The following is a 2,544-nucleotide window of genomic DNA, read 5'->3' as shown; positions in this document are numbered from 1 at the left end:
CGGCGCGGGCCAGGCCGGCCCCGGGCGCCGACAGCGGCCCCGGCAGCGCGATGCTGCCCCCGGCCGCAGGCTGAAAACCCGGTTGGTACAATCTGACCCCCAAATCCGCTTGCAACACTCTGTTTACAAACGGTTCACGACCAAATGGCTTGGCGTTTTAACACAAGTGAATCTGTGCCTGCACCGAGTCGCCGTGTCAATCGCGCAACAATCGGTGGACAAGTCAATGGCGATGAACCGCCGTCATCATACGGTCACTTGCGTCGCGGAATCAGCCGTGTCACCTTGCCGTGCATGGACAACCGCGTTGGCTGTACATCAGTGTGAAGTGGCATCATCGCCACGAACGGGCCGCGAACATGGCCTGTCTGCCTGATTGCCACAGGGCCTTGTCGCCACGCTTGCCACGAGCCACGTTGCCGGGGTGAGCCGCTTCGCCCCCTCGTCCCCCGCGACCGGCAACAGCCGCGTTACCGCCGTGCTCGGCCCCACCAATACCGGCAAGACCCATCTCGCGGTCGAGCGGCTGTGCGGTCATGCCAGCGGCATCATCGGCTTTCCGCTGCGTCTGCTGGCCCGTGAAGTCTATGAAAAGGTTGTGGCGGCCAAGGGCGCGGCTTCGGTTGCGCTGATCACAGGCGAGGAAAAGATCGTGCCTCCCGGCGCGCGCTGGTTCCTGTGCACGGTTGAATCCATGCCGTTGGATCGCGAAGTCGCCTTCATCGCCATCGATGAAGGCCAGATGGGCGCCGATCCTGAACGCGGCCATGTCTTTACCGATCGCCTCTTGCGGGCGCGCGGCTATGCCGAAACCATGATCCTGGGCTCGGAAACGCTGCGGCCACTGATCCGCAAGCTGATCCCGGAGGCCGAGATCATCACACGGCCGCGCTTCTCGACGCTGGCCTATGCCGGGCCGAAGAAGCTGTCGCGCCTGCCGCGCCGCACCGCCATCGTCGCGTTCACCGCGGCGGAAGTCTATGCCATTGCCGAGATGCTGCGCCGGCAGAAGGGCGGTGCAGCGGTAGTGATGGGCTCGCTGTCCCCGCGCACCCGCAACGCCCAGGTGGCGATGTACCAGTCGGGCGAAGTCGATTATCTCGTCGCCACTGATGCCATCGGCATGGGGCTTAACATGGATATCGCCCATGTTGCCTTCGCCGCGCTCGGCAAGTTTGATGGCAAGCGGCAGCGCCGGCTCACCCTGGCGGAAATGGCCCAGATCGCCGGCCGCGCCGGGCGCCACCAGCGCGACGGCACGTTTGGCACGGTGCAGTTGGGCAGCGAGGCCAATTGCAGCTTCACACCCGAAGAGATCGAGGGGCTGGAGGAGCATCGCTTCGAACCGCTGAGCCACCTGGTCTGGCGCAATAGCGATCTCGATTTTTCCAGCCTGCCGCGGTTGGTGGCGACCATGGATGCCCGCACGCCGCGTGCCGAGTTGGTGCGCTCTGATGATGCCATCGATCTCGCCGTGCTCAAGCGCCTGGCCGGCGAGCCGTGGGTGATGGAGCGCGCCAATGCCCGCATGTTGGGCGAAAAGGGGCTGTTCCGGCTGTGGCAGGCGTGCAGCCTGCCCGATTACCGCAAGACCGGTGCCGAAGCCCACACGCGTCTGGTTGGCCGGGTGTTCCGCCATTTAACCGAGGGTCGTGGCCATTTGCCGGATGCCTGGATTGCCGCGGAGATTGCCCACCTCGATCGCGTCACCGGCGACGTCGAGGCCATCGCCGATCGCATCGCCGCGGCGCGCACCTGGACCTATATCGCCCATCGGCCCGACTGGCTCGACAATCCTTTCAACTGGGCAGAGCGCACCCGGGCACTGGAAGACCGCTTGTCGGACGCGCTGCACGGCGCCCTCACCCAGCGCTTTGTCGATCGCCGCACGGCGGTGCTGCTGAAGGATCTGAAGGCGCGTGGGCTTTCGGCGCCAGTGCTGATCGATGCCGATGGCGGCGTCGCCGTTGATGGCGAAGTGATCGGCCGACTCGACGGTTTCCGCTTCACCGCTGATGCTGCCGCCCGCGCCGGTGAGCAGCGGCTGTTGTTGGCCGCGGCTGAGCGCCACCTGGTGCGCGAGCTGGCAGCCCGTGCCCGCCAGCTGGCCGCCGCGCCCGACGCCGAATTCGCGCTCGATTTTGATGGCAGCCTGCCGCCACGCCTGTTGTGGAAGGGCGCACGGGTGGCGCTTCTGCGCAAGGGCCGGGACGCGCTGAGCCCGCGCATCGAGCTGGACCGCGCCGTGGCCAGCCTGGCGCCCGATGATCGCAAGCGCGTTGCCGAACGACTGGACCAGTTCGTGGCCGACGCCATTGCCCGGGTCGCGGCGCCATTGGCCAAGGTGCAGGCGCTGCGCAGCGATGTGTCGGCCCCGGCGCGCGGCCTGATCGTGCAGCTGGTCGAAGGGCTGGGCGTGCTGGCCCGCGACGCGGTGGCTGACCAGCTGACCGGGGTCACCCGTGCTGACCGCCAGGCGCTCACCCGCTGCGGCGTGCGCCTCGGCCCGCTGCACCTGTTCGTGCCGGCGCTGCTGCGCCCGGA

1 protein-coding gene is annotated in these 2,544 nt (G+C 67.2%); it reads left to right on the top strand.

The window, feature by feature from the left end; all coding sequences use genetic code 11:
* Positions 1-424: 424 nt before the first annotated feature.
* A partial coding sequence (locus tag GJ693_RS15365; protein WP_235902978.1) for a helicase-related protein occupies positions 425-2,544 on the top strand: 2,120 nt, incomplete at its 3' end.

The organism is Sandarakinorhabdus oryzae (assembly GCF_009733735.1).
In the GTDB taxonomy this organism is placed as follows: domain Bacteria; phylum Pseudomonadota; class Alphaproteobacteria; order Sphingomonadales; family Sphingomonadaceae; genus Sandarakinorhabdus; species Sandarakinorhabdus oryzae.
The sequence above is the reverse complement of the archived record's forward strand: the minus strand, read 5'-3'. Positions and strand labels throughout refer to the sequence as shown.